This is a genomic window from Paenibacillus sp. plas6, assembly GCF_057221655.1.
In genome coordinates this window covers 2,160,521-2,182,229 of the sequence record NZ_CM170151.1, presented here as the reverse complement: position 1 = coordinate 2,182,229, position 21,709 = coordinate 2,160,521, and the positions used below count along the sequence as shown (strand labels likewise).

Annotated in this window: 19 protein-coding genes and 1 pseudogene; 4 read left to right on the top strand and 16 right to left on the bottom strand. The window is 36.8% G+C overall.

All coding sequences use genetic code 11. The annotated features are described in order from the left end of the window. Window positions 1–255: 255 nt before the first annotated feature. The 4 genes from AC2TDL_RS09865 to AC2TDL_RS09850 form a co-directional block, all read right to left on the bottom strand. Window positions 256–1,236 (bottom strand): hypothetical protein, encoded by a 981-nt coding sequence (locus tag AC2TDL_RS09865; RefSeq protein ID WP_484700839.1) that lies wholly within the window; start codon window positions 1,234–1,236, stop codon window positions 256–258. A gap of 443 nt (window positions 1,237–1,679) precedes the next feature. Beyond that, window positions 1,680–3,344 carry a glycoside hydrolase family 13 protein gene (locus AC2TDL_RS09860; RefSeq protein ID WP_484700837.1) on the bottom strand — a complete coding sequence of 555 codons (1,665 nt, stop codon included), beginning with the start codon at window positions 3,342–3,344 and terminating at the stop codon, window positions 1,680–1,682. A 77-nt stretch (window positions 3,345–3,421) separates the two neighbouring features. Continuing rightward, entirely contained in the window at window positions 3,422–4,414 is a 993-nt protein-coding gene (locus tag AC2TDL_RS09855) for a LacI family DNA-binding transcriptional regulator (protein ID WP_484700835.1), read from the bottom strand. Between the two features lie 150 nt (window positions 4,415–4,564). Beyond that, complete coding sequence (locus tag AC2TDL_RS09850; protein ID WP_484700833.1) at window positions 4,565–5,920, bottom strand: SLC45 family MFS transporter; 1,356 nt, start codon at window positions 5,918–5,920, stop codon at window positions 4,565–4,567. A 558-nt stretch (window positions 5,921–6,478) separates the two neighbouring features. Between AC2TDL_RS09850 and mntA the strand changes: the two genes are divergently transcribed. Together mntA and hepT are read left to right on the top strand one after the other, a co-directional pair. Then, window positions 6,479–7,084, top strand: a complete 606-nt coding sequence (gene mntA, locus AC2TDL_RS09845; RefSeq protein ID WP_484700831.1) for a type VII toxin-antitoxin system MntA family adenylyltransferase antitoxin — start codon at window positions 6,479–6,481, stop codon at window positions 7,082–7,084. A 58-nt stretch (window positions 7,085–7,142) separates the two neighbouring features. Further along, window positions 7,143–7,487, top strand: a complete 345-nt coding sequence (gene hepT, locus AC2TDL_RS09840; RefSeq protein ID WP_484700829.1) for a type VII toxin-antitoxin system HepT family RNase toxin — start codon at window positions 7,143–7,145, stop codon at window positions 7,485–7,487. A gap of 449 nt (window positions 7,488–7,936) precedes the next feature. Here the strand turns inward: hepT and AC2TDL_RS09835 are convergent, their stop codons facing one another. From AC2TDL_RS09835 to AC2TDL_RS09795, 9 genes are all read right to left on the bottom strand, one after another. Beyond that, complete coding sequence (locus AC2TDL_RS09835; RefSeq protein WP_484700827.1) at window positions 7,937–8,557, bottom strand: C40 family peptidase; 621 nt, start codon at window positions 8,555–8,557, stop codon at window positions 7,937–7,939. Between the two features lie 183 nt (window positions 8,558–8,740). Further along, on the bottom strand, window positions 8,741–9,700 hold the full coding sequence (locus AC2TDL_RS09830; protein ID WP_484700825.1) for an IS30 family transposase: 960 nt from the start codon (window positions 9,698–9,700) through the stop codon (window positions 8,741–8,743). Window positions 9,701–10,046: 346 nt separating this feature from the next. Further along, window positions 10,047–10,577 (bottom strand): HXXEE domain-containing protein, encoded by a 531-nt coding sequence (locus AC2TDL_RS09825; RefSeq protein WP_484700823.1) that lies wholly within the window; start codon window positions 10,575–10,577, stop codon window positions 10,047–10,049. A 67-nt stretch (window positions 10,578–10,644) separates the two neighbouring features. Further along, window positions 10,645–11,520, bottom strand: coding sequence for an alpha/beta fold hydrolase (locus AC2TDL_RS09820; RefSeq protein WP_484700821.1), 876 nt, complete (start codon window positions 11,518–11,520; stop codon window positions 10,645–10,647). Window positions 11,521–11,537: 17 nt separating this feature from the next. Next, window positions 11,538–11,723: a hypothetical protein gene (locus AC2TDL_RS09815; protein WP_484700819.1), complete on the bottom strand. Its 186-nt coding sequence runs from the start codon at window positions 11,721–11,723 to the stop codon at window positions 11,538–11,540. Further along, window positions 11,723–12,565, bottom strand: a complete 843-nt coding sequence (locus tag AC2TDL_RS09810; protein ID WP_484700817.1) for an alpha/beta fold hydrolase — start codon at window positions 12,563–12,565, stop codon at window positions 11,723–11,725. Before AC2TDL_RS09810 ends, AC2TDL_RS09815 begins: the two co-directional genes overlap by 1 nt. Window positions 12,566–12,650: 85 nt before the next feature. Further along, on the bottom strand, window positions 12,651–13,067 hold the full coding sequence (locus AC2TDL_RS09805; protein WP_484700815.1) for a VOC family protein: 417 nt from the start codon (window positions 13,065–13,067) through the stop codon (window positions 12,651–12,653). 18 nt (window positions 13,068–13,085) lie between these two features. Then, window positions 13,086–14,000, bottom strand: coding sequence for a DMT family transporter (locus tag AC2TDL_RS09800; RefSeq protein WP_484700813.1), 915 nt, complete (start codon window positions 13,998–14,000; stop codon window positions 13,086–13,088). Window positions 14,001–14,017: 17 nt separating this feature from the next. Beyond that, window positions 14,018–14,758, bottom strand: a complete 741-nt coding sequence (locus tag AC2TDL_RS09795) for an SDR family NAD(P)-dependent oxidoreductase (RefSeq protein ID WP_484701123.1) — start codon at window positions 14,756–14,758, stop codon at window positions 14,018–14,020. Window positions 14,759–14,875: 117 nt separating this feature from the next. Between AC2TDL_RS09795 and AC2TDL_RS09790 the strand changes: the two genes are divergently transcribed. Together AC2TDL_RS09790 and AC2TDL_RS09785 are read left to right on the top strand one after the other, a co-directional pair. Next, the gene (locus AC2TDL_RS09790; protein WP_484700808.1) at window positions 14,876–15,757 is read left to right on the top strand and encodes a LysR family transcriptional regulator; all 882 of its coding nucleotides are present in this window, start codon (window positions 14,876–14,878) and stop codon (window positions 15,755–15,757) included. A gap of 482 nt (window positions 15,758–16,239) precedes the next feature. Further along, window positions 16,240–16,470: pseudogene (locus AC2TDL_RS09785) on the top strand (transposase); the annotation flags it as partial. A gap of 138 nt (window positions 16,471–16,608) precedes the next feature. Here AC2TDL_RS09785 and AC2TDL_RS09780 read toward each other — a convergent pair. The 3 genes from AC2TDL_RS09780 to AC2TDL_RS09770 all read right to left on the bottom strand — a co-directional run bounded on the left by AC2TDL_RS09780 (window position 16,609) and on the right by AC2TDL_RS09770 (window position 21,682). After that, entirely contained in the window at window positions 16,609–19,194 is a 2,586-nt protein-coding gene (locus AC2TDL_RS09780) for a S8 family peptidase (protein WP_484700805.1), read from the bottom strand. A 7-nt stretch (window positions 19,195–19,201) separates the two neighbouring features. Continuing rightward, a complete protein-coding gene (locus AC2TDL_RS09775) occupies window positions 19,202–20,182 on the bottom strand; it encodes an AAA family ATPase (RefSeq protein ID WP_484700801.1) in 981 nt (326 codons plus the stop codon). A 207-nt stretch (window positions 20,183–20,389) separates the two neighbouring features. Continuing rightward, complete coding sequence (locus AC2TDL_RS09770) at window positions 20,390–21,682, bottom strand: DUF6602 domain-containing protein (protein WP_484700797.1); 1,293 nt, start codon at window positions 21,680–21,682, stop codon at window positions 20,390–20,392. Window positions 21,683–21,709: the final 27 nt, after the last annotated feature.

Here is a 21,709-nt window from a genome sequence, read left to right as displayed (position 1 = left end):
TGAAATCTTAATTGTTTGCAGTAGCTCGTTCTACGTAATTTTTCATTTATAATGAATCAATAAATTCCCAGACAATTTCAATATACTTTAATTAATATAAAAATATCAAATGTCTATCTAAAAAAATAACACCATCCTATCCATAGGGATGATGCTATTTCTCTATTTCAGAAAAAAACGCGCTTACTTATGATACGGTTCTTCGTAACGAATGTAAGAGACATTTTCAAAAGTAACGTACATTATTTTTCTCAATCAAGCTATTTGATGATTTCTAAATGCTTTTCTAGATAAGAAAATTAATATAAAACCTAACATAGCATAAACGAATAGACGCATGCTAAACACATCTACCACAATATTTCCAAGAGCAAAAGAAGTGTAAGTTAGTTCATCGTTGCCTAATGAACTTCCTAATGATGGAAACGGTAATAAACTATGAATATGATTCCATGTACTAGCAGTATCGTTACGTTTCAGGAACATAGGTACCATTAATATTAGAACTGAAGGAATTATTGTTGCAAAGGCTGTTTTTAATTTTGCAGATAGCCATAATGTTAAAGCAATTAGGCCAAACATTAATAAATATCCAGTAGCCACTTGAACGAGTACAAACTGTCCAATAGTCCATGAGTAAGGATTCGTATTATGAACAGCTTGAACAGGCAATGAAGCTCCCTCCAGACCATAAGTCAAAGCTATAATAACTAATATAATTAAATAATTTAATGTCAACACTAATGTACCAAGTAGATAAGCTGAGCCTATTTTAGCTCTAATTGATTGTGATCTTCCTAATTTTGATGAAAAAATAATATGGTCAGCACCTGTTTGATATTCATATGAAAAAATGGGCGATATGCAAATCATAATAGCTAATAAAACAAATATTAAAAATTCCTCTGCGAAAAGAAATTCAGTCCAACCTTCCGTGTATCCATATTCAATTGGTGTCACCACATCTTTATTTTTCTCCAACCAATATTTCTGTTCAGCTTCAGTGAATTGCATATTGGAAAATTCGTTTGATACTAAACGTTTAATATTGTTATTTCTTTGCTCATAAAAATCGGGATAAGGGGCGTTAATTGTCTTAATTGTACTCAATTCAAAATCACTAGCATAAGGTCCGGCTAAAATCCCGTTAATTAACAATAAGTATTCATATTTAGGATACACATGCTCAACAAATACACTATCCGTTAAGCTTACATACCCATCATTGGTAAACACAAACAATCAGATGTAACGATTCGAGTGTTATCCAAACGAGTTGAGGAAATTGGTGGTTGTCGATGTAATTAATACAAAAAAAACAAAGGATATCTACCGTCAACGTAAAATTGACGTAGAGCTAGTGTTTGGATTCTTGAAGGCTATTTGGGTTTCACTGGTTTTTGGGTTCGTGGAAAACGAAAGGCAGAACACGAGATTGGACTTACCTTAATGGCAGTAAACTTAGGAAAATATATACTACGAACGTAGGCCTAGCAATACAAAAACTGAGCTAAAATGAGCAAACGGTGAAATCTAGACACAGATTTCACCGTTTGCTTGCTTTAGAGGCTAGGTCTTGTCCCACCCTCTTTGTATCATTTCCACGTTGTGAGCAGACTCATAAACTCACTATTTATTTGACCAACGCTTTAATTTGCGATTCAGTTCACCGTAAAGCATTATTTTGAACGATAAACTCGTGCTTCATACGGCGCGAGTGTCATTTGCTGTGTATAGGCAGCTTTCGGATCAAGATTGCTTAACACTAATTCGAACTTATAGCTGTTTAACTGCTCAGGCAACGTAATCTCTGCTTCACGACCAAACATATTGACAATGATTACAGCTTTTTCGCCATTCCATTCACGTGTATATGCATATACCTGCTCATCATTTGGCAGAATCAAATCGTATTTCCCATAAATAAGCAGCTCATCAGCTTTACGCAATTGAATCATCTTTTTGTAATAGTTTAAGATCGAATGCTTATCTTGCTGTTGAGCAGCAACATTAATCTCCTTATAATTCGGATTTAGCTTAAGCCAAGGGGAGCCTGTTGTAAAACCTGCACCCAACTCAGCATTCCATTGCATAGGAGTACGTGAGTTATCTCGACCATTGATCCAAATTGGTGCCATTAGTTCCTCATGCGTCTTACCGTTTGCTAATCCAATGCGATACGCATTTTTGGCAGATACATCGTCGTAATCATCTATTGAATCAAACTTAGCATTAGTCATCCCGATTTCCTGACCTTGATAAATAAACGGTGTACCTTGCATGAAGAAATATAATGTAGCAATCGCTTTTGCTGATTCTAACCAATAGTTTTTGTCGTCACCCCACACAGATACAGAACGAGGCAAGTCATGGTTTTCAATAAATAACGCATTCCATCCCATGCCCTCTAGCGCATTTTGCCAGCGAGTATATACTTCTTTTAGCGCTAATAGATCCAATTTCCCGCCAGTATCTTGGCCCCAAAGACCATTAGCTTCGAATTGAAAGATCATATTAAACTTACCGTTTTTCTCGCCGACCCACTCATCAGCATCAGCAGTCGTTACGCCATTGGCTTCACCAACTGTCATAATGTCATACTTAGAAAATGTTTCACGATACAGCTCTTCTAAAAATGTTTGAATGCCTGGTTGATTTAAGTGGTAAGGGAATGAAGATACATATTCTAAACCTTCTGGGTTTGGTAAGTCTGGCAAACCTGGTTTTTTCTTAATATGTGAAATTGCATCGACTCGGTAACCATCAATCCCTTTATCAAGCCACCAGTTTACTGTTTCATACAACTCTTTACGAACCGTAGGATTTTCCCAGTTAAGATCGGGTTGTTTCTTAGAGAAAAGATGCAAATAGTACTGATCCGTTAATTCATCATATTCCCATGCAGAACCATGGAAAATACTTTCCCAATTATTCGGTTCTTTGCCGTTCTTGCCGTCTCTCCAAATATAATAATCACGATAAGGATTATCCTTGCTTTTTCTCGACTCAATAAACCATGGGTGATCATCAGATGTATGGTTAATAACAAGATCGAGGATCAGTTTCATGCCGCGTGCATGCACTTGCTCAAGCAACTCATCGAAATCCGCCATTGTTCCGAAATCTTCCATTATGTCTTTATAATCAGAAATATCATAACCGTTATCATCATTCGGCGACTTAAAAATTGGACAAATCCAAATAACATCAATTCCTAGTTCCTTAAGATAATCAAGTTTTGAAATAATTCCTCGAAGATCACCGATACCATCTCCATTAGTATCAACGAAGCTGCGAGGATAAATTTGATATGCTACTCCTTCTTTCCACCACGTTTTTTTCATGTTCTTGACCTCATTTCATTTATATAATTCACTAAAAGAGATAGTTTATTACAACATAAACGCATTTCTAATTAACATTAGGTTGACTTACGAACCACTAATTGAAACGGCAATGTGTAGATTTTATTCTCTACTTCCTTGCCCTCCAGACGATTAATAAGTAAATCCATTGCCATAAATCCGATATCACTTACAGGTTGTTTGATGGTAGTTAATTCAGGCATAAGCATTTCTGCAAGCGGCTGATCGTCAAAACCAATGACCGCGAGTTCCTCTGGAATACGCAAGCCTAATTTTCGTGCTTCCATAATGATCCCTGCAGCAACTTCATCACTGCCTGTAAAAATAGCATCGGGCCGATCTTGCATATTATAGATCTGGTGCAATACCTTTCTTCCATCATCAATCGTATGTCGCTTGATAAAAAGCCAACTAGGATTGATTTCAATCCCAGCCTCAGTTAATGCTTTTTCATAACCATGATTTCTATCCTTGTATTTTCCAGAATCATTAAATAATCCGCCTGTGCAATACGCTATTTTGCGATATCCATGATCTAATAAATGTTTTACTCCTTCGTACGAAGCAGTAAATTGATCAACCTTTACTGTTGGAACAAAGGGTTCAGACATATATTCATTACAAAGTACAATGGGACCAAACTTTAAATACTTTTTTATTGTTTCCCAATCATTCTCATAGGCAGTCATAATCACACCATCCACTTGTTTACGCTGCAATAAATTGAGAAAATCGATTTCACGTTCACGATTCTCATTACTTTGAAATATAACCGTCTGATATCCTCGTTTATACCCTTCTTTTTCAATTGAATCCACTAAGTAAGAAAAATATGGGTTTACAATTCTTGGAATAATAACTCCAATTATTTTCCCAGCAACTCCACGTAATTTTTGAGCGGAAACGTTTGGTGTATAACCAATCTCCTTCATCACCTGTAATACTCGTTCTCGTTTTTCAGGTGAAATATGTGGATAATTATTTATAACTCTAGATACTGTTGATTTTGAAACTCCTGATAATCGAACAACATCGTTAATATTAGGCATAACCTTCTCTCCAAACTATTCTTTTAGTGTAATTATAGAGCGTTATACACAAAAGGTAAAAAGAAGCATCAAAACATAAAGGACATTGACGCTTCCATACGACTAATTAACCTTAATGTATGAAAATATACTCCATATACGGAATAGTTGTTACTCAATAAATGTTTGTTTCACAAAGGATACGGAAATTGCTCCAAGCAGAAGTAATATACCTGAAACAAACAACATAGCTGGCATCGAAGAACCTAACAGTGGAAATACTGCAAAGCTTGCACAGGACGCAATGATTTGCGGAATACAAATGCTACTGTTAAACAAGCCTAGGTACGTCCCCATATTATCTCCTGATAAAGCATTGGTTAGCATAGTGAATGGGAACATCATCATCCCTGCCCACGCAACACCAACACAGAAGAATGAAACCAGCAATAGATTTTGACTTTCAATAAAAAATATTGAAGCAAATCCAACCGCACCGATAAGCAAACTTAGTGCATACCAAGTTTTATGGCGTTGATTAGAAATACGAGATAATACAAGTGACCAGATTACTGCTGCAATCGATTGTACTGCTGAAAGAATACCAAACCAGTTACCTGCAGTTTGATAGTCTGCACTAGAAGCGTTCGTTGTATGCCAAACATTATCGGCAATTGCTCCCGTACCGTATGTCCATAGATATTGAAAGCCCATCCAACAAAATAGTTGAACTACTGAAATTGTCCAAAAGATTTTTGGAGCTTTACGAAGCAAAGTAAAGATGTTTTCCTTTTCTTTCTTTGGTTTAAGCTCAATTCCATGGTAAGCAGCATATTCAGCAGGTGAGTATTCTTTTACCTTTAACACTGTAAATAAGCTGCAAATAATTAAAATTATGGCGCCAGCATAGAAAGAAACGACAACTGACTTTGGAACGACACCATCTGGTGCTGTGTTCGCAACACCTAAAAACGTAAGCACATACGGGAATATACACGCTAACACTGAACCGCTGTTAGAAAGAAAGCTTTGAATAGAGTATGCAAAACCTTTTTGCTCCTCATTAACCATATCGCCAACCATCATCTTAAAAGGTTGCATCGCTACATTAGATGCCACATCCATAAACAAGAGCGTAATAGCTCCAAAAGCTAATGCAACTGTCGTATTAAACCCAAAACTGCCTGAGTTAGGCAATAAACACATAACGATAACAGCGACTAAAGCCCCTACTATTAAATAAGGAATACGCCTTCCCAGTTTTGGCATCCAAGTTCGGTCTGAAAGATAACCTACAATCGGTTGCACAATCAAGCCCGCTAATGGAGGCAATATAAAGAAAAATCCTAAAGAATGCGGATCAGCACCAATGGTTTGAAAGATACGCCCCATGTTAGAGCTTTGCAAAGAAAAAGCCATTTGAACACCTAGAAAGCCAAAGCTAATCATCCAAATCATACTGATTGGCAGCCTAGGTAAGTGTCTTTTAGCGTTTACACTACAGACTTGTTCAGATTGTGTTACCATTCTGAATCCTCCAAATTAAATTTTTTTGGTTCTCTGAGCTGTTAATGACTGATACGATTTAGGAGGATTATTATGTTGTATTGATTCATATGAAATCGATTTCAAACGAATCAAAAAAAACCAATCAACACCTTATCTCATCACTCTTGTAAATAAGCAATAACGCTTACAAACTGTTTCAGATACCATCAACACGCCTAAAACCAACTTATATTGTAGTACTTTTTATGTTATTTCACAATAAAAAATTGAAATTGGAACTAATCCACTTTCAATTTAGAAAATGATATATCGAGTGCATGATAAAGAAGATCTTTTGAAATCAATTTCAACACTTCCTATAATAATGTATTATAGCACAGTTTTATGACACCTTTTATATTCACGTTACGTAAAGATAACCCCCTCCTAATGGAGTCGCTTCCTGTTATAACTTTTATTATATCAATTAAACTGTGCTTTCAATTAAATCCACAAAGTGCGTCTATTTCAGAAGAGCCGTCTATAGATAAAGTGCGGTCACTTGATTCCTTATCGGTTCAAGTTGTTCGCTAAAAATTGAAAATCACCATTTCATTTTCTCTAAACTTTAGGGCAAAAGGCAGCAATTTTTGTACATGTAATAAAATAATTTCTTCTCAAACTAAAAAGGTGCTCTTCTATATCAGAATCGCACCTTTATTCTTTATTGTAATAAGTATAAGTGCGGTTTTTGTCGCCAACGTTTATAATAAAGAAAAAGGCGATGATAACATGCTTGAAACAAATATCGAAAAGCAGCTAATCGAAACAATTCAAAACAAATTAAATCCGGCTTTCATCATTTTATTTGGATCGTTCGCAAAAGGTACTAGTCGCCTTGATAGCGATGTTGACTTAGCTTTTTTCAGCAATGAGCATTTATCATCTTATGAACGTTTTTTACTAGCAAATGAATTAGCTGAAATCGCTGGTCGTGAAGTAGATTTAGTTGATATTAAACAAATCGATACTGTATTCACGATGCAAATTTTTTCTCAAGGTAAACCAATTTATATTCAAGATGAAAATGAATTTACACGCCAAAAAATGTGCGCCTATAGTATGTATGCAACATTAAGTGAACAACGTGCTGGTGTGATTGAAAGTATTAAAGAAAGAGGAAGTGTTTTGGGCGATGAATGATGTAATCTTAAATAAAACGACTACAATTGAACGCTGTGTAAATCGAATTCATTATTAAGTGTACGAGGGCAATCCTGAAAATTTAAAAGACTTCACAAAGCAAGATAGTATTATTTTAAATATTCAACGTGCATGCGAGGCAAGTATCTATTTAGCAATGCATATTGTAAGCGAACGTAAACTAGGTGTTCCTAAAGCAAGTCGTGACGGCTTTAAGCTTCTAGAGGAAGCTGGATTAATTGATTCAGCAATTGCAAAAACATTAATGAATATGGTTGGATTCCGAAATATTGCTGTACATGACTACCAAGCATTAGAAGTTGCGATTTTAGAAGCCATCCTAGAAAAGCATATTGATGATTTTAAAGATTTTACGAAAATCATTTTACAAATAGAAATGTAAACAAAATTCCACCTAACAAAAGTAGAAATTACTACTTTTGTTAGGTGGAATTTTTAAATTGAAGCTAATCTTTTCACTTCATTGATAAGGCCTATATTTAACATAGCCTCTAATACAACTTCTCTTAACAACGCCTCATCTGATAGAACATAATGAAGCTGTTATCTCGAAAAGTAGTATACTGTGGTGGGATTGATGCAGTAGAAAAATATGCTTTTAAAGCTGCTAAATTAAGTTTAGTATCTTGGTGTATTTCAAAAGACTTATGTGTTTTATAAGCAGACAAAGGGGCAACAAAAATGTTCAGGCTCACCAAGTTCTTTCCCTAATTCGATTAATGTTCGAAGGGTTGGTGGTACATCATATTTCCCACTCCTCCCGCATCCAAATTTCCAAGCACTTTTTTTATTGCGTAATAAGACAACTGTGTCATCTTCCAGTCACTTCATCTAAATACGTCCATAACCAGTGAAATGTGACTTCCAATAGCTTGATTGGATGGTTGTAATATTTACTGTAGATCCATGAGCACTAATCATTTTATTATTACCAAGATAAATTCCTACATGAGATACACCAGCTTTATAGGTGTTACTAAAAAACACCAAATCACCTACCTGTGGTGTTTTTACCTTTTTAGCCATTTCATAGTAGCCGGCAGCAGATTTCCGACTAATTGATTTTCCAGCTTCTTTAAATACATAATGGATTAATCCAGAGCAATCAAACCCAGAAGGAGTAGATCCTCCAAATACATACGGTACTCCAACATATTGTTTAGCTACATCTACAGCTTTTGTTCCAAATGCTGTTGTTGTATTATTTTTTGCTGAAAAGGATGTAGTTGCTATATCATTAATCTTTATTTGTTGACCTACTTTAATAAAAGTAGTTTTCATTCCATTTAGGTTCATTATATCTTTGTAAGTGGTACCATATTGTTTTGCTATACTATATAATGTATCACCACTTTTTACCGTGTATGTAGCAGCAGATGCCTTAGACACTGCTGAAAATAATATGGACATGCTTAAAGTAATAACCATTACTGTTTTTGCCAATTTAATCATGATTTTATTAAACCTCCTGTATCAATTTGCACTATGATTCATATGTAAAAAAATAATGTTACATTTTCTTAAAAATTAAGATGAATAACTTTTATGATTATTAATTATTACTAAAATAATCGTGATTATTTACCAATTATTTATTATAAACATACCACAATTAGTTGTGTTTAAGATAGATTGTCAAGCTAAGTGCGACAACTCGTCCATAATCGCTTCGTGAGAAGTTTTCCAACCTAGACATTTACGTGGTCTATGGTTGATTAAATCTAAAGCACATTCAAGTTCAGCTTGATCTATCGTGTTTAAGTCGAACTTCTTAGGAAAGAATTCTCTGAGAAGCCCATTGGCATTTTCGTTACTGCCTCTTTGCCAAGATGAATAAGGATCAGCAAAGTAAACCATCAAGCCGTGTTCTTCTAACAATGCTTGATGGCAGGCGAATTCCTTTCCACGGTCAACGGTAGCTGTGAGCATAGGCAACGCGAGTTCTTCTAGCACCGTAGCAACCGCTTGCTCCATAGATGCCGCTGAACGGTCTGGCATTTTTACAGCGTGGTAATAGCGTGTTTTTCGCTCAACAAAAGTAGCCAAGCAGCCTTTACTTTTACCACGGCTAGAAACGACAGTATCAAGCTCCCAATGACCAAAGGATTCACGTTGCTTCACTTCTTTTGGACGTTGCCTGATGGATAACCCGAGATTAAAGCGACCTCTGCTTTCACGAGGCTTTCTACGCTTTCCCTTCTGTCGTAAGAAGATGGTGTTCCCTTGGACTAGCCTACCTTGGTAAATCCAGCGGTAAATGGTTTTGAAGGATACCGCGTGCTCAGGATCGTCTTGTTTCATTCGACCTTCAATTTGTTCTGGAGACCATGTTGCAGCCAGAGTTTGAGTAAGGTAATGTGCTCTGTCTTTGTTCCACTTTCCTTTTGGTTTACTTTGCATCCGCTTGTGCTGATAATCGGCTTGTGCGTCGCTAGCCTCATAAGTAGAAGAGTGGTTATTCATGCGTTGTATTTCACGAGAAACCGTAGAATGGTGGCGCTTGATCTGCTGTGCAATGGCTCTTGCACTCCATCCTAAATGTAATAATGTTTCTATTTTTGTACGCTCGTTTATGGTAAGATGTGTATAGCTCATGACGAGTTCTCCTTGTAGGTGGTGTCTGGTAACTTCATTCTACACGAATTCGTCATGAGTTATTTTTTTAGGTGTCGCACTTCATATTACAATCTTTCTTAAATATTAAAGTTATCTAATTTACAGAATTTATAGTACTATTTATTATTTCTAGCTTTGTCAGCAGAACAGTTTTTAGATTCACTTAATTATTGGATAGTGGAATAGTTCGGCAGAGGCTTAAATTCAACTAAGAACTGAAATAAAAAAACCACTTCGCCATGGAGTGGTTTCTTCATATTCGAATTTGTTAGTATTTCAGACTATTTGGAACGCAGCGCTATGGTAAATTTTCCAATTTACTACTCTAAGTTGGAACTATTCTTCTTCCCAGTTCATGCCCCATCAACACTATTGGAATCACAAGCAAACCAACTGGCATACTTAATAGAATTTGATTCATTGTTACAAGTTCCCATGTAATCAACTTATGAAGCAAATACAATGTATAGGGCAGAGTAATCAAAACTGCGCTTACTACTCCAGGTGTATACGATTTTAAATATAGAGATTGTCCTATGTGAGTAAATACATGTAGAAAAAATAACGTATTAATCGCCAGAAATATAAAATACTTTCCTTGTTCTGCAGCAATATATGTACAAGGAATAAAAATTATAAATTCAAGTAGTACTGCAACTGCAAATTGACCGCTAGTAATGGTAAGCACGTTATCTAATTTTGTCCGAAATCGTTTAGGAACTTTACAGAGCATTTTTTCTTTATTTTTCTTTATCCAGAATTCAACCATAATGATTTCTTCTAAATCATGCAATAGAAAAGCAACAATAAATAGCCATATTAATGTTTCTCTTGATAGTTCAAAGTAAACATCCAAGAAGATGTACCTCCTTACTTTGAAGTCACTTCAAATTGGTCATTGTTAGTCTTTATTTATCACATTGCTATTCTAATTGCTGTAAATGCTCGAGAATTGCCATTGCAACTTCCTTAGGTGCCTCTATTGGAACAAAGTGACCGATACCGGGCAACTGTTTTATGGTGAAGTTATCAAAAAACTGAGGCAAACGATCTGACCATTCTACCCGCATTACTGGATCGTCTTCCCCCCAAAGAACTGAGGTTCTCTGCATGACTGGTGGACTTTGAATATTACCGCTAGCTTGTTTCGCTTTATCTCTAGCTCTTGCTTGATAATACATAATACTACTAACCAATGCACCCGGCTGAGCATACATATCCAGAATTGGCTGAAGTTCATCTTCTTCAATATTTGTTCCTTTACTACCAGACCAATACTCATAAAAGTAACGAACATATTTTCGTGCCTGTTCAGGCTCATTACTGAACAGCTGTTCGAATAACTTCAGGTTATGAAAATGCTGATACCAAAACTCGGGTTGAATCGCGGGGTCAAACCTTCTCGCACCAATGCCAGGATACGGAGGATTACATAAGATTAACGATTTCACACGAGAAGGAAATGTTTTCGCCAACGTTTGAGCAACCGTTGCACCAATATCATGAGCAGCGACGGTTACCTGATTAATGCCAAGGTAATCCAGTAAAGAAATAAGGTCACCTGCTAACGTCCCTGGACTATATCCAATGACAGCATCCATTTTAGGCTTGTCAGATAGCCCAAATCCACGAAAATCCGGCACGATCACATCTGCTTTGTCATGCAATAACGGAATCACCTTAAACCAGTCGTACCAAAATCCAGGCCAACCATGCAGCAACAAAACTGGTTCACCCAATCCTTCCCGTACATAATGCAGCTTGTGACCTTGAGCAACTTCAACAAAATGATGGTTCATTTCATTCCACAACCTTTCTACTGCGCTTTTTGTAAATACTCAAGCAGTCTTTGCTCATTTTCCCTCGCATCATCAAGATGAAAAACATGAGAGGATTTATCGGACCAATATAAGGTTTTCCCACGGGGAGCATCAAGGTTTTCGAAATAGCGTGTGATCAGTTCTGGCATAATATGTTTTTCTTTACTTCCGTGAATAAACATTACAGGTATTTGTAATCTCGGGATCTCTGTAAAAAATCAAACGTATTAATATCCTGTAGCATTTCTTCTGAGTAAGCTAATTTAAAGCCACGTACAAGTGAATTGTAAATGTCCATTAGAGAATAATCTGGTGAGTGAAGCATCACTTTGAGGCTTGAGGATAATGTTGCAGATTTTTTATCACCGGCATCATATAACATTGTCTTGTATTTAAACTGCCATTTTCGCAGCAAAGACCATTGCTTAAAATCTTGTAAATATGGCGGCTCGCCTAACTTCAAAAGTTCTTGCAGAGCTTTTTTATCATTTGATTTTTCAGCTTGTTCCAGTAAATACTTGTAACTTAATTTATCATTCTCTACCCAGTTAATTATTTGAGAAAATCCAGTGTATGAATAATAATTTTCAGGATATTTATTGGCAAGGTTTAAAGCAATTATCGTTCCCCAAGAATGGGCAAGAAGATGTATTTTATTTTGATGGAAACGAGCCTTTAAATAATCCGTTAACTCCTTAGCATCATTAATAAATTGGTTTAGATTCATCGTTTCTTGCGGGATATTTTTAGAAAAAGATTTTCCTGTACCACGTTGATCCCAGAAAATAACCGTATAATGCTTAACTAGCTCCATTGTCGTGGTGACCAATGCATAATCAGTCCCCCTATTCGACACACCAGGAACAGGCATACTAGGACCACCATGAATAAATAATAGAACTGGACTGCCTGGTTTTTCCGTCTGAATTAGAATACTTTGACGAACGCCTCCGATAGTAACCTGTTCAATACGGCTAATTCCTTGATTCGAGATTTTAAAATCAGATTTTGTAAATAATCTCAAGTGAATATCCCCTTATTTTTAATAATAGAAAATCTCTCCTATAACGCTTACGCTTGTTGACCTCTCACCAAATTTATCAATGCATTCACTCCGATACATAATTTGAAATTTCGATCAGATTCCGATCTGGGTCACGCACATAGACAGAACGGATTTTACCTATTGCGCCAGTGCGATCTACTGGTCCTTCTTCAATCGCTATATCACAACGATTTAAATGCCGAATCACATCGTCCATTGATACATTTGTAATAAAACACAGATCTGCCGATCCCGGGTATGGTGTATTTGCTTTCGGTTCTAATTCATGTCCGCACTCGTGCAAATTAATTTTTTGATTGCCAAACTGCAACGCGTACCGCCCACCGCCAAACTGAACGACCTCCATTCCTAATACTTTCTCGTAGAACTCAATCGTTCTTTCCAGACTATGAACGGTAAGGACTATATGATCAAGACGGTCGATGACAATGCTAGTGCTCGGTGCAATTCGTTTACGCATGGTATTAATACCTCTTTTCTAGGGTTTGGTAGAATAACAGCTATCGATTTTTTGCTTATTGCTTTTAATCAGCCTCTTTACGCCTTTTCCGCTCCAATTTACTAAAAATACTCCTAAGCAAATGAATGCCCCACCAACACCGACATACCATTCCATCTGTTCACTAAGTAATAACCAACTGGATAGTACACCAAACAATGGTGCGAGGAACAAGAAAGAACTGGTTCTCCCAGGATCTCCTTTCTGAAGTAAATAGAACCAAGTCGAGAACTGAACGATGGAGCATAAAATAACAAGACACAATAAAATTTCAATTGATCTCATCGTAAAAATAAAATAAGGTTTCTCTGAGAATAGGCTTAAAATTAGCAGTCCGATCCCGCCAGCAAGCATTTGATAAGCGGTAAAAACTTCCATATGAAAATTGTGACCCCAACGTTTAACTAATAACGTCGCAATTGCAAAGCTGAACGCACCTAGAAAAGCAATAAAGGTACCCGGGTTAATATCCATGTGAGAACCGAATGTTAGAAACACTCCTAGAAAACCTATGGCAACTCCGCTCCATTCACGAGCACGGTACAATGATTTGGTAAAAAGGCTTCCTAGAATGATTACTAAAAGCGGATTTGTAAAAGTAATAATTGCAGATTCACTGGACGTAATCCAATTCATGCTATAGTAAACACAACTCATGACAACGGTAGTTTGAAGTAACCCAATGATGAATACTTGCAACCACATCCGACCACTACTAGGTAATGGCTTTCTTCTAACTATAACCGCAAACAAACCACCTGCCAATATGTAACGAATTCCCATCAGAAAAAAAGGTGGCGCATATGACAGTCCTATTTTTCCGATCGGAAAGGCAACTCCCATTAGAAAAGTTGTTAAGAGTACAAGAAAGATATATTGAAATTTGTTTATCACATTTGCCTCCCGTAATGTTACAAGGTTTGTCCACTGTCGACTGTAATAATTTGTCCAGTCATCGCTTCCTGCTCTAAGGCTGCACAGATCATCGTTGCTATATCTTCGGGAGTCGAAATACGCTTTAAGAGAAGGTGAGGGGCAAGCTTTCTCATTTGATCTTCCCTACCTTCCCACCATCTTGTAGCAACAGCTCCTGGAACGATACAGTTAACCCGAACGTCGGGAGCCAATGCTTTTGCTAACGATTTCGTCAGACCGTGAACAGCCGCTTTGGATACGGCATAAGGAAGTGAAGACCCTAGTCCGGTCTGTCCGGCAATACTGCCTAAGTTGACGATCGCTCCCCTGCTCATTTTCTTCATATAAGGAGCAACCGCCCGAGCGCAGTTAAACATCCCCTTTACATTCACATTGATCAGTTCGTCCCATACCTCCTCCGTCACTGCCTCTAGATCATCCATTTGAATATGTCTAGTGATACTAGCATTATTAACGAGCAGATCTATTGTGCCAAATTGCTGCACGGCGCTTTGGACCATGGCTCTAACTTCCTCATCTTTCGATACATCTGCTTGAATAGCTACAGCCCGCCCACCCTCGTTGTTGATCTTTTGCACTGTTTCGATCGCATCAACTTCAGAACGCGAATAGTTCACAATCACGGTTGCTCCTCGTTTAGCCAGCTCAAAACTGGTTGCTTTACCAATTCCAGTTCCACCTCCAGTAACAAGAGCTACTTTGTTCATTAATTTCATATAAAAATCACTCTCCTGCTTTTTTATAACCATTGTAATTCTATTCATTTAATTTGTATAATTGAATTAAATGAACGGTAAATTCAATTTTTTTGAATATGGATAGGAGAATGTTCTGTGGACTTTAAAACGCTAAAAACGTTTCAAATGATAGTAAAGCACGGAAGCTTTAATCGAGCTGCTCAAGAAATGAACTATGTACAGTCGACAGTTACAATGCAAATCCAAAAACTTGAATCAGAATTAGGTGTTCGGCTAATCGAACGCGGAAAAGAAGTTTATCTTACAGAAGCTGGAAAATTGCTTTACGAACAGAGTCTGCAAATTGTAAGGAATATGGAGCAGCTTCAAGACAGCTTATCTGACTTAAAATCTGGTGAAGCAGGACATATACGAATTGGGGTAACAGAACCTACAGCAAGTTACCGTTTACCTGATATTCTGAAGAAGTTTATGACTATGTACCCCAAAATACATATTTCTGTAGTCATCTCAAGTACAACACACCTTTGCGAACAGGTACTTAGAGGGGAACTCGATTTTGCGATTTGCACAGCAGCATCAAGCTTGGGAGCGGATTTATATTTTGAGCCATTATTTGAAGAAGAATTCGTAACATTATTGCCAGAAGATCATCCACTTGTGCAAAAAGAGGTCATTGAACCGGAAGACTTTCAAGGGTATCGTCTGCTCATTACACAATCGACTTGCCCTTATCGCAGGAAGCTGGAAATGACCATGCAAGAAAAAGGGAATATAGCACTTGATACTATGGAGATCGGAAGTATGACGGCATTGAAATTTTATGTTCAGAGCGGGCTAGGAATTGCACTTGTACCTAAAATTACAGTTGATCCGAATATAAAAGGGGTAACTGTTAGAAAGATCAATGGAAGTCTCATTCATATGACTTTTGGAATTTTATGCAAGGAATCGGCATACCCATTGCAACTGGCAAGCCGCAAGCTTTATCAATATTTGCAAGAAACGTTTGCTTGACAATACAAAAGCAAGCCACATCTGTTTTGGCATGTTGGTTCACGAAATTATGCTTTATTAGTAATCAGTAGATCAATGTTTTGCTTATTAATTCTATTAACCGACTCTTTGACTCTATAAAGATTTACGTCACTTGATAAGGTTCAACGTTGTTTATCAGTTCTACTAACATCTGAAATTACTGAATCAGGCTGTATGGACAAGGTTTGATGAAGTTATTATGTTTGATAAACCTACAGAAAGTCATATTACAGATTTATTAAGAAAGAACTTAAAACGTTAACTTTGTTCAGAAATCAACTTTGTAGTACTAATGAGTTGAACCTTAGATTCTTTATGAAACTGTCATCATTCTACAGTGTCTCGTGAGCTTAAGCGCATGACGAGTCTTTCCTCAACATATGAGGCTACTGAAGCACAGAAGGACTATCAGCTTAAACCATGCATAGCAAGCATTGTTAGAAGAGCATGGCTTGACGGTATTTGCTGATCCATATTCCTCTTGGCAAAGATGTAGCAACGAAAATGCAAATGGACTTCTCCGAGAATTTCTCTCTAAGAAGTACGACTTAAACACCGTTGATCAAGCTGAACTTCCATGTGCATTGGATTTAATTAACCATAGACCTCGCAGATGTCTGAATTGTAAAACTTCGCACGAGGCAATTATGGAAGAATTGTCACACTTAACTCTTAACTTGACAATCTCCTAAAAAATTAAGACCACCAAACACATAATAAACATGTTGTAGTGGTCTTATTCGCTTTACTTATGGTACGGTTCAGCGTATCACTTGATATGGTAAACTGAATAAACGAAAGGAGGGGCTTATGGCCTCTCCTTTCGTTCCTTAAAGTTCTGGATTTGAACGTATCGGCACAGCTTGGCGGATCCGATCACGGACTTCATCATATATTTGTATGTCGAGTCCTTCAGCTACTTCTAATGATAATGCAATTCCATATGGCACAGCGGAATTGAGGCCACCCGCATCTTGACGACAGTTCACTTTAATTTCAAGTATGTCACCATCTATAAAGGGTGTCGCTTGTTCACCTACAAGAATTTCATGCTGAACAGTTCCTCTCCTTACCGAGTTTCCGTCTGCTTCAAGTCTATTAATACCCAACTCATCTTTTGGTGGATCAAACCATAAATGTGCTTGCCTATACTTTTGACTTTTTGCATTTATTGGAGAAAACCATGCAAGAGTCACAGTTAATTTTCTCCATACAGCCTTACTACTTAAAGATGGTGGCAATGGAATCGAATATACATGAGCTTCATCCCTAGAAAGATAATTACAACCAAAAAGTGTAACTCTTTGTGCGTTACATTCTAATACCCGTGTTAAATCAATGGAACCGTATCCAATTAACCTTGGTATGACTCGATCCCTTAACCTATTGTTGTCATCACCCAGGATTCTTTGAAGTGATTGAAAGAGATTACCCCAGCTAGCCCCGTGGACTAATAAGGCTTTAATTACTACTGTAATTAATTCATCTGTTACAAGCTCTCCACCAGCTTGTGTTCGCCGTAATTCATCAATTTTTTCATAAATCAAAGAAGCTGATCGCGTTGCTAATGCAGTTGCGTTACTTGTGCCACGCATATAAATTGTTGAATTCAATTCTCCTTGTTTACCAGGATGAGCAACCTTCTGCCCTGGAGGTAGTGTCGAAGGACTTATTATAAAGTGATCGCGACCGAATGGATCATCCATGTATAATTGTCTACCACCTTTTAGGACTATATCTGGTTTTATAGATCGACGATAGCCTAATCCTATTCTGGTAGCCGGACTAACCATAGGCCTAATATTCAATAATTCCTTTCGATTCCCCAAGGCAACCACTTGAGAGGAATCGTCATGTAAACTCCCGACAGTAATACTATTAATAGATTCTGAAGGAGTAAGTAATCTTCTGTTATGAGCATTGCTATAAATAGATTTTATAATGTGATTAGATAACTGCTCTGGCGACAAGTCTTCAAGACTATCTCGCGGTACATCAAGAGTAATTCCATCAGTGAAATTACCAGCACTAACGATAAATAAAACTTTATATTTATAGGACAACCAATCTAGTAATTTTGCCCATGGACTAACAGAAAAATCAAAGGGCCTCGAACTATCACCTATTGATAAATTGATTATTCGAACAGTGGGGGCCACAGGAGATTGTCCATTTACTGTCTCGAACAATCTTCTAACAGATCTATGTATTATGTCGATTGGCAATTCATTCAAAGGGACACATTCAACCCTTATTTCACGCCAATCCCGTTCATCAGGTACCATTATAGGCCTAACATATATCGGGCGATCTAATGGTCCATTTTTTTCATCTAACTCTCCATGAATTATTAGTGATGCCATTGCAGTTCCATGAACTCGTTCATGTGTACGTGAATACTGACTAGCAAAATTGTCAACGTCATCAACGATTAGTCTATTTCTTAACAAATGATGATTTTCAAGTGGCATGCCATCAAACAACGCAACAATTGGATCAAGTAATCTTTCTTCAATTGGCTGAATTCTATCAGACAAATCTTCTACAGATGGTTCTTCTTGTGGTATTATCATCATAGCTTGTCCGACAGGCCTAAAAAACATAACATTTTCCGAACGAATAAATTGAACATCAGTGTTCTCTGAAATGTCCCTAAATACATTAATTGGTGTTTCTACTAAAATCGCATGATAAGCTATGTCAGGTATTATCGCTTCAGTTATAATTCTACCTTGTGCTTGTTCAATTAAAGTTCTTATATTTTGTGAAGAAATTCTTCTTTTTTCCTCATTGCTTCTGAACCACAGTTCAATCTCAAACTTGATTGTTTCTTGCCCCGCGGAGACTCGTTCATTCCATTCCTCTAAAAACCCTGTATTTTCAAATCGGTCATTTACACTCCAAGGTCTAACATCCTTTAAAAGACTGAACAAATTCCTCCACTTTTTTTTGCCGTGCGGAAAAGACTCTTGGTTTTGATACATTCTCCATAAAGACTTTAATTCTCTCATTGCTTGTTGATCAGACATGATCAAAAAAAGCCGCCCACCAATTTGCTTATCTAGTTTTCTTTCCCCCTCTTCCTCAAAATAAAAATCTTCATCAGGCATTATTTCTCTTTCCCATTCTGCCAGCCAATCAAGTCCTTCAATCTTTTTCACAGCATTTATAAAATTATCGATTGTATCCACAGTTTCAAATACAACTGCTTGCTCTGGCAATGCACCTGCTAAATTAGTTTGAAGTATTGCTCTATGTTCTTCAAAGGCCTGCTCTAATCTAACAAATTTAGGATTCAAACGTTCAAATTGTCTTTGTACAGAAGGAGTAATTGGCCTACTGGGTGGAAACGGATTCCTTGTTTCCTTTTTAGCTTTACTCGCGTGCGGAAATATGATTAATGGTCTTTCTGTCATATACTCATCACCCTAATTCACTCGACTCAATTTTATACTTTGCTTCCCATTGTTTTAGTCGTTCTCGGATGATGGTTTTCAAATCGGAAGCTGGCATTGACAAGACGTATCTTCTCTGTATATCCAAACCAAATTCTTCAATTTCGGCAAAACTGAGACCATATAGCTTTTCACTAAGCGTTTTTAATGTATACCCTAATGGTTGATCAATTTTGTTCTGAAACCTTTTTAACCATTCCTCAATTTGGGGTCGTTCTGGTTTATTTAGTGCAAGTCTGATTTGAAACCTTCGCCACACAGCTCGGTCTAAAAGTTCAGGATGATTTGTAGCTGTTATTACGACAACATGACTAGGTAAATCATCAATTTGTAAAAGCAACGAGCTTACTACTCGCTTGATTTCTCCCGTTTCATGCTGATCGCCCCTCTCTTTACCTAATGCGTCAAATTCATCAAAAAATAATACACATCTCTGAGTACGAATATAGTCAAACATCCGCTTTAATCTGGAAGCTGTTTCACCTAAATAACTACCGATTATCCCTTCGTATCTTACTGTATACATTGGCACCATTAATTCTGTCGCAATTGCCTCAGCTAAGGACGTCTTACCATTACCTGGTGGGCCGGTAAAAAGCAATCGATTTCGTGGTTCAAGGTTATATGAATGTAGTAATTCATATCTATGTTGTTCTTCAATTAATTCTTTGCAAGCATCAAGTACAATTTCAGGGATAATCAATTCGTGTAATCTTCTGTTCGGTACACTTTCATAAAAAAAATTTCTAATCCCATCATTAAAAAGTGCTGGGCTATCTTTAGCGAGTAATTTAGACGATCTTAGCCCTTCAGTTAGCCGATCAGCTAATACATGGTGCTGTTTGTTCCTTTCTTCTGCAATTAAAGCTTCTACAGCACGATGAAACAACTTCATATCGCCTTGAGCCCCGGCTGTTACAATTTTATAAAGCAGATCTGCACGTGCCATTGTTATCACATCCTTTCTGGTCGAATATTAATATTAAGGTCATATTTCTAATGTATTAAACACCTAATCAAAGCGTTATTGCGAACCCTAGTATTTTTCGACAGTAAACTCGCTTATCCTGCCCAGTTTTATATGTACATTATGGTTAAGCATAATGAGCTTCTACAATATCATGGCTTGGCCTTTGGACATATGTTCCTGACCGATTTAAGAATTCTTATTCAATTTTTGCGTCTCTTTTAACATCCATCTTGTCAGTCTTCCACTTTTATTTTCTGCGGCGTATGCTTTCCCACCCACTATTACTACAGCACATTCATCAGTTAATAATTCTAGTTCATCGTCATTATTCAGATAAGCTAAGCCTTTATTTTTGAGGCTACTAATGATATTTTCCAATTTTCGCCCTTCCTTTTCGAGCCATTCTTGAAAGAAATCTTCTTTTACATTCAGTTTTTCTCCTTCACATAACCAGCAAATAATTACATATTCCTGATCATCTAATTCAGCCGGTTGCCATTCATACGATTCATCCGTATGCTCTAACTCCTCTTTACTTACATTGTGATAAATATATTCCCACCCTATATGACCATCTGCTTTTATTGCTTTTGCAGAAATAAATTTTTTCATGATCTCTGATTCTAAATCTTCACCAAATATCTCTGTTGAAATTTTATATTTGTAAGTTAATCTAGTCCAAAATAATTCTAAAAATAATAGCAAAGGATTTATTGTCGTTGATGCAAACAAATTCCAGCATCCTTTCTCGTCTAATTCCCCAACATATGGCATTCCATTTAGTTTTATTAACGACGAGTTGTTTGAAACTATTAAATTCGGAAAGTTATTAGGGCCAAAACCTTTTTTGGGGTTTGATGTATCACTTGTAATATTCTCCATAATATATTCAAAGAAAGCCTCTCTTAGGCTGAATTCGGATGCATAACCATAAAATCCGAATACAATCCTTAAAGGTAGTACCTCTTCCATAATGAGAGTATGGTATATCATTTGCTCGGTTAAATCCAACTTCACGAGTTCTTTTTTATCAGGAAGTTCCTTTTTGACAATAAGTCTAAACGCATCCCTTACCCCACGTATGTTTATTGGAGTAACGTCACTGATATCAAAAATTCGCTTCATTTTTTGGTATGAGTCAATGAGCTCGTTTCTATACAAGTTTTTTTTAATCTCAATAACTGCTAAAACTTGTGAAAAATCATATATACAATCGTTGGAATACGGTACTTTTCTCCCTTCGCCTTCAACTATCATGCAATCAATTTGTTTACTGAGTTCCCCTTTACTGTTTACGATTATGCCTGAAACAACTTGAATATTTAAATTTTTGGGTAATGACTTTTGTAAAATAGAAGTTGTTAATCCTTCATACATATTTCCTATAATTGTTCCATGCTTAATATAATCAAATTCCTTTAATTTTTCCTTTTCCTTCTCAATTAACTTATGCAAGAGTTCTGCCACGTTCTTTATCAAAAAAATCAACCTCCAATAAACTTGGGA